Origin of the sequence: Variovorax sp. KBW07, from assembly GCF_003852515.1 — a bacterium.
Lineage (GTDB): Bacteria > Pseudomonadota > Gammaproteobacteria > Burkholderiales > Burkholderiaceae_C > Variovorax.
On the sequence record NZ_QAJK01000090.1, the window covers coordinates 1 to 7096 of the forward strand.

Sequence of the window (7096 nt, forward strand, 5' to 3'; positions counted from 1 at the left end):
GCGCAGAGCACACCATCGGCGCGAGCGCCTTCAGAGCGGTCGTTGATCGGCCAATGCGAGAGCAGCGCCCTCGTGCGACTGGCATCGGGTGCTCCGCGCAGCGAAATAAAGGAGGAGCGAAGCGGGGGACATTCGCGGAGCAGAGCACGCCGTCGGCGTGAGCGGCGCCCTGAATGAGCCGAGACAAGCAAGCAGCCGTCCCACCGCAAGCAAAGAAGCCGGCCCCAAACTCAGGCCGGCAAGGTACGGCGTCAGTACCCGCGCGAAGGGTCGACCACGCCGCTCACCGGCAGGCCCTGCTCCATCGCGCGGATCTTCCCGGCGATCTGGGTGATGGATTCCTCGCGCAGCGTTCGCGCCGAACCGTGTGGCGTCACCGTGATCTTCGGGTGACGCCAGAAGGCATGTTCAGCCGGCAGCGGTTCGACCTGGAACACGTCCAGCGTCGCACCCGCGAGCTCGCCCGCGTCCAGCATCGGGATCAGCTCTTCTTCCACCAGATGGCCGCCCCGCGCGATGCTGATCAGGTAGCCCTCGGGCTTCAGCTTGCCCAGCGTCTTGCGGTTCAGGATGCCGCGCGTCGCCTCGGTCAGCGGCAGCAGGTTCACCAGCACGCGCGTCGACGACAGGAATTCCTCGAACTGCGCTTCGCCGCTGAACACCTGCACGCCGTCGATCGCCTTTGCCGACCGGCTCCAGCCCAGCACCGGAAATTCGAACTGCGCCACAGCTTTCGCCACCCGCTCGCCGAGCACGCCCAGGCCCATGATGCCGACCGGAAAATCGCGCCGCAGCTTCGGCTTGCGGTAGCTCCAGCGGCCTTCACGCGCGTCGGCTTCGTACACGTCGAACTCGCGGAAATGACGGATCAGCGTGTGGCAGACGTACTCGGCCATCTGCACCGACATGCCGGCATCGTCGAGCCGCACGATGCGCGTCTGCGCCGGCACTTTGAGCTTGAGCAGCGCATCGACGCCCGCGCCGATGTTGAAGAGCCCGCGCAGCTTCGGCTGCTCGTCGAGGAACTGCTGCGGCGGCGCCCACACCACGCCATGGTCGGCCTGCGGCGCGCCGGGCGTCCAGGCTTCGATGACGGCATCGGGGAGTTCGGCCTTCAGGCCTTCGATCCAGGGGTCTGGGCGGTTGTCGGTAAGGTAGACGGTGATTCGCATGGGCTGAATCTTAGGGGGCCGCGGCTTGTTCCGCTGCGAGCCATCTCCTATGCTCGACGGATTCCATCTCGGTCATCAACACTCAACAGCCAGGAGACGAACCCCATGATCAAAGTCAGCGTGATGTACCCCTACGTGGCCGACGCCCGCTTCGACCACGCCTACTACCGCGACAAGCACATGCCGCTGCTCAAGGCACGCATGGGCGACGCCTGCCTGTCGTACACCATCGACAAGGGACTGGCCGGCGGTGCGCCGGGCTCGCCACCCACCTACGTCGGCATGTGCCACGTGTTCAGCGAATCGGTCGAGGCCTTCCAGAAGGCGTTCGGGCCGCACATGAAGGAGATCATGGGCGACGTGAAGAACTACACCGACATCGCGCCGGTGATGCAGATCAGCGAAGTGGTGGTGGGCTGACAGCGCCCACGCCCGCATCGGGTCAGATCGCCGGGCGCGCCTGCCGCACCCACTGCTGCACCGAAGGCCGCTGCCATTGCCGGCCCGCGTACGCAGCCAGCCTGGGCGGCACGGCATCCCCGTTCAGCACCAAGCGGTTCAGCATCAACGCCAGGTCCACATCGGCGATGGACCATTCGCCGAACAGGTTCTCCGCATCGGCGGGGAGCAGGGCTTCCGCAAAATCGAAGAGCGTCCTGGCCGATGCCTGCGCCGCGGCTGAAAGCGGCGTGCCCGACGGCCGGTAGAACACCACGTCAGTCGCGCGCTCCTGCCGGATGGGCATCAGGTCGCTGCGCAGCCAGGCCTGCAACTGCCGCGCCCTTGCCTTGCTTCGCGGCTCCGAGGGATACAGCGCGGTGCCCGGGAAAACCTCGTCGAGGTACTCGGTGATCGCGGAGGACTCCGACAGCGCGAAGTCGCCATGCCGCAGCGTCGGCACGCGCTGTGTGAGCGAGAAGTCCGAAAAACCGGTGCCCCGGTGCTCGAGCGCCGCGAGGTCGACGGTCACCATGTCGAACGGCAATTTCTTCTCGTGCAGCGCCACGAACACCGACATGGCATAGGGGCTGGTGAACTGCGCGTCCACGTACAGGCGAAGCGGGTCGGTCAAGGCAATCTCCTCCAGGGTAGAGGCCTGACTGTAAGCGCGACGCTCCCGCCTGCCCGACCGCAGCGCCTGCCTTGTGTTGCCTTCAGGCAGCCTTGGAAGAACGGCGGCGGCGCCACAGCACACGCACCAGCCAGCCAACCGGCAGCACCACCAGCAGCAGCCACGGCAGCACCGCTGCAAGGAAGGTGATGAGCGCGCCGACGCTTTCTGCAAGCACCGAACCCGCCTCGCGCAGCGCATGCATCATCGGGTTGTAGCTGCGGCCGCCCTGCACCAGCGCACGGGCCGGTGTGAACTGGATCTGGATGTGCTGCTTGCTGGTCTGCTGCGCCAGCACCTTGCGCTGCGTGGCAATGGCGTCGAGCTCGGCCTGCGTGTCCGACAGCGTGCGCTGGATCGCCAGCAGGTCGGCCATGGTGCGCTTGGTGACGGTGTCGCGCAGCATCAGGCGCAGGCTGTCGCGAAACTCGGTGCGGTTCTTGATGCGCGCCTCGACGTCGATCACTTCCGAGGTCTTGTCTTCGCTGGTGGTGTTCTGCGACACCACCTTGGCCACGCCGGCCAGGCCGTTGAGCAGCTTGTCGACATCGGCCGGCGCCACGCGCATTTCGAGCACGGCGTTGCCGGGTTGCTGCGGCGTCTCGCGCAACAGCGACGACGACAGCAGCTCGCACTTCAGCGTGCCGCACAGGTCGCGCACCTTGCCCCAGGCATCGGCCAGTTGATCGGGCGGCACCTCGACGTTCAGGTCCTGCCGCACGGCAAGAAAACGCTGGAGCGGCGACTCTTGCGATTGGGACGAGGACTGGTCGGACTCGACGGCCGGCGCTTCGACATCCGGCGAGGGCGCGGAGCGCGACCGCTCCTTCATTGCCATGCCTCCGGCATAGCCTGCGGCGGCCTGCATGGGAGACGGTGGTGCTCCGGCCGTTGCCTCGGCATTCCTCTTCTGGTCGCAACCGGCCAGCGTGAGCGCGGCCGCCAGGGCCAGCAAGGCGATGCCCGCGCAGCGGCGGACAGGGTGGAACGAAACGAAAGGCGTGCGATGCGGCATGAGAATTCCTTGGAAAAAAGAACGACTACCGCAGCTGATACGGGCCAGAACCCGCAACGGGGTTAAGCCGTTGCAGTGGCCATTCGCAACAATTCGTCGCCCTCGGCCACCTGCTCGCCGGGCGCGAACATCAGTTCTTCCACGGTGCCGTCGGCCGGCGCTGCGATGGTGTGCTCCATTTTCATGGCCTCCATCACCGCCAGCGGCTGGCCGCGGCTGACCTTGTCGCCGGCCTTGACCGCGAAGGACACGACCTTGCCAGGCATCGGCGCCGTGAGCCGGCCGCCTTCGGCCTGCGTGTCGCCCGCATGGGCGAGGCGGTCGATGGTGGTGATCTTCGTCGCGCCCTTCGATGCGAACACGTGCGCCGTGGCGCCGTCGACGTGCACGTCGAGCGTCTGGCGGTTGCCCGCGAACGCGACCTCGAACTCGCCCGTGGGGAACTGGCCGATGACCAGCGTGCCTTCGACACCGCCGGCTTCGAGCCAGAGGCTGCCGTCGCGCTTGTAGGTCAGCAGGGCAATCTTCTCGGCACCGCGAAACTCGAAGTCGAAGCGGCGCAGGTACTCGCCGTGCGCGCGCCAGCCGTCGCGGCGCGCAAAGGGCTCGGGCATCTTCGCGGGCCATTCGGTGACCAGCGTGCGCGTGATGGCGGCGGCCGCCGCCAGCGGCAGGCCCAGCGACTCGCGGTCGAACAGCACCGCGCGCTCGCGCTCGATCAGCGCGGTGTCGAGGTTGGCCTTCGAGAACGATTCCGTCGCCAGGATGCCGCGCAGGAACTGCACGTTGGTCGACACGCCCACGATCTGCACCTGCGCCAGTGCGGCGTCGAGCCGGGCCAGCGCTTCTTCGCGCGTGCTGCCGTGCACGATCAGCTTGGCGATCATCGAGTCGTAGAAGGGCGAGATTTCTCCGCCTTCGCGCACGCCATCGTCGATGCGCACGCGGCTTCGCTGGAAGGCCGTCGCTTGCGGCTTGCGGTACACGCGCAGCGTGCCGGTGGCGGGCAGGAAGTTGTTGTCGGGGTTCTCGGCGCAAATGCGCGCCTCGATGGCATGGCCGTGAATCTGCAGCTCCGACTGTTTGGCGGGCAGCGGTTCGCCCGATGCCACGCGCAGCTGCCATTCGACGAGGTCGAGACCGGTGATGGCTTCGGTCACCGGGTGCTCCACCTGCAGGCGCGTGTTCATCTCCATGAAGAAGAAATTCATTTCGCCGCCTTCGCGCTGCTCGACGATGAACTCGACCGTGCCCGCGCCCACGTAGTTCACGGCCCGTGCCGCGGCCACGGCCGCTTCGCCCATCTGCTTGCGCATGGACTCGGTCATGCCGGGTGCGGGCGCCTCTTCGAGCACCTTCTGGTGGCGGCGCTGCACGGAGCAATCGCGCTCGAACAGGTAGACGTAGTTGCCTTGCGTGTCGCCGAACACCTGGATCTCGATATGGCGCGGGCGCTGCACGTATTTTTCGATCAGCACCGCGTCGTCGCCGAAGCTGTTGATGGCTTCGCGCTGGCACGACGCCAGCGCGGCGGCAAAGTCTTCCGCCTTGTCGACCGCGCGCATGCCCTTGCCGCCGCCGCCGGCGCTGGCCTTGATGAGCACCGGGTAGCCGATGCGGTCGGCCTCGCGCTGCAACAGCGCCGGGTCCTGGTCGTGGCCGTGGTAGCCGGGCACCAGCGGCACGCCGGCTTTTTCCATCAGCTGCTTCGACTCGGCCTTCAGGCCCATGGCCTTGATGGCCGAGGGCGGCGGGCCGATGAAGACCAGCCCGGCCTTGGCACAGGCCTGCGCGAACTCTTCGTTCTCGCTGAGAAAGCCGTAACCCGGGTGCACCGCTTCCGCGCCCGTGGCCTTGGCGGCTTCGAGAATCTTTTCCCAGCGCAGGTAGCTGTCTTTCGGTGCGCTGCCGCCGATGTGCAGGGCTTCGTCGCAGGCGCGCACGTGGTTGGCATGCGCGTCGGCATCGGAATACACGGCCACGGTGCGAACGGCCATGCGGCGCGCGGTTGCGGCAACGCGGCAGGCGATTTCACCGCGATTAGCGATAAGGATTTTTTTAAACATGGAGGGCCTTCGCGGTGGAATCGCCTGCGCACGCTGCGCGTGCCAGGCAATTTGGCTTCGCCGCTGCGCCGCTTCGCGGCTGGTCACCGCGGTTTGCAATCAGGATCTTCTTAAACATTCGGAGTGTCTCCCGGAGGATTCTTTTTCAGTTGAAACGCGGGCACCACGCCCGGATCGGGTCGGCCGCTGAAGATGCGGGCCACGCGGCCGAACAGCGCCTTGAGGAAACGCCAGCTCTTGCGGATGAGCCACACGCTCGCCACAAGCACCAGCACGAACAGCACGAGAAAAACGAAGGGGTGCGCCACCGCAAGCCACAGGCCCGCGGGCACCATCGTGTCTTCGACCAGCGACGCGCCCACGTTGGAAAAGGGTTCGGGCGAGGTGTTGATGGCCGCGCGCGTGGTGGCCTTGGCCGCATGCGCCGTGGCCGCGAAGCCGCCGCCGACCAGCGCCGCCACGATGGCCATCACTCCATGGTCGGCGCCGAACACGCTGGCCGCCAGCGCCGCGCCGGCCGGGATGCGGATGGCGGTGTGCACCACGTCCCACAGCGAATCGAGACCGGGAATCTTGTCGGCGAAGAACTCGATGAACACCATGAAGCCGCTCGCCGCGATCACGACCGGGTGCGCCAGCAGCTGCAACCCGTTCGGCAGCGGCACCCAGCCGAAGTAGCCGACCACGCCGGTCAGCAGCACGACCAGGTAGAGACGCACGCCGCTGGCCCAGCCGATGGCCGCGGCCAGTGCAATCAGCTGGGGCATATCGAGTGCGTTCATGATGGTGTGATGCGTCCCTGGTTGGTGTCGTCAGCCCGCGAGCCAGGAAGGCTTGCGCTTCTGCAGGAAGGCCTGCACGCCCTCGCGGCCTTCGTCGCTCGAACGGATGTCGGCGATGCCTTCGACGGTCTTCGCGATCAGCGCATCGTCGATCTCGCGGCCTGCCACGTCGGCGATCAGCTGCTTGCAAGTGCGCACGGCGGCGGGGCTTGCGCCGGTCAACGCCTTCAGCAGTTCATCGACCTTGGCGTCCAGTGCATCGGCGGCCACCACTTCATGCACGAAGCCGATGCGGTGCGCCTCGGCGGCGGTGAAGCGCTCGGCCGTCAGAAAGTAGCGCTGCGAAGCCCTCGTGCCCATCGCGCTCAGCACATACGGGCTGATGGTCGCGGGCACGAGGCCGATCTTGACTTCGCTAAGGCAGTACCAAGCGGTGTCGACGCTCACGGCCATGTCGCACGCGGCCACCAGGCCCATGCCGCCGGCGTACACATCGCCCTGCACGCGCGCGATGGTGGGCTTGGGGCATTCGGCGATGGTGCGCAGCATGTCGGCAAGCTTGCCCGCGTCGGCGATGTTCTCGTCGCGGGTGTAGTCGGCCATGCGGCGCATCCAGTTGAGGTTGGCGCCTGCGCAGAAGGCCGGTCCATTGGCACCGAGCACGATGGCCTTGACCTGCTGCGCGGCGCCAGCTTCAGCGAAGGCCTGCGTGAGCTCGGCGATGACGATGTCGTCGAAGGCGTTGCGGGCTTCGGGCTGGTCGAGCCAGATGCGGGCGATGGGGCCTTCGATTTCCAGTTTGAGTTTCGTGAAGGTCATGTCAGTGGCTTGTGGAGCTCTACGTTTTTTCCGGGCGGGCGCGGGTTCATTCAGGACGGGTGCGAATGACACCGGGTACTCCCCTCCGCGAATGTCCCCCGCTTCGCTCCTCCTTTATTTCGCTGCGGGGA

Annotated in this window: 7 protein-coding genes; 1 reads left to right on the forward strand and 6 read right to left on the reverse strand. The window is 66.7% G+C overall.

Going from position 1 to position 7096, the window contains the following annotated elements; all coding sequences use genetic code 11:
• Positions 1-251 precede the first annotated feature (251 nt).
• Complete coding sequence (locus DBV14_RS18785; RefSeq protein WP_124460871.1) at positions 252-1172, reverse strand: glyoxylate/hydroxypyruvate reductase A; 921 nt, start codon at positions 1170-1172, stop codon at positions 252-254.
• Positions 1173-1277: 105 nt separating this feature from the next.
• On the opposite strand from DBV14_RS18785, the gene DBV14_RS18790 reads away from it, so the two are divergent.
• Positions 1278-1592: an EthD family reductase gene (locus DBV14_RS18790; protein ID WP_124460873.1), complete on the forward strand. Its 315-nt coding sequence runs from the start codon at positions 1278-1280 to the stop codon at positions 1590-1592.
• 22 nt (positions 1593-1614) lie between these two features.
• Here the strand turns inward: DBV14_RS18790 and yfcF are convergent, their stop codons facing one another.
• The 5 genes from yfcF to DBV14_RS18815 form a co-directional block, all read right to left on the reverse strand.
• The gene (yfcF, locus tag DBV14_RS18795) at positions 1615-2244 is read right to left on the reverse strand and encodes a glutathione transferase (RefSeq protein ID WP_124460875.1); all 630 of its coding nucleotides are present in this window, start codon (positions 2242-2244) and stop codon (positions 1615-1617) included.
• Between the two features lie 82 nt (positions 2245-2326).
• A complete protein-coding gene (locus DBV14_RS18800) occupies positions 2327-3298 on the reverse strand; it encodes a DUF4349 domain-containing protein (RefSeq protein ID WP_124460877.1) in 972 nt (323 codons plus the stop codon).
• 62 nt (positions 3299-3360) lie between these two features.
• Positions 3361-5364, reverse strand: a complete 2004-nt coding sequence (locus DBV14_RS18805; protein ID WP_124460879.1) for an acetyl/propionyl/methylcrotonyl-CoA carboxylase subunit alpha — start codon at positions 5362-5364, stop codon at positions 3361-3363.
• A gap of 110 nt (positions 5365-5474) precedes the next feature.
• On the reverse strand, positions 5475-6146 hold the full coding sequence (locus DBV14_RS18810; RefSeq protein WP_124460881.1) for a DUF4126 domain-containing protein: 672 nt from the start codon (positions 6144-6146) through the stop codon (positions 5475-5477).
• A gap of 30 nt (positions 6147-6176) precedes the next feature.
• Entirely contained in the window at positions 6177-6965 is a 789-nt protein-coding gene (locus DBV14_RS18815; RefSeq protein ID WP_124460883.1) for an enoyl-CoA hydratase/isomerase family protein, read from the reverse strand.
• Between the last annotated feature and the right edge of the window lie 131 nt (positions 6966-7096).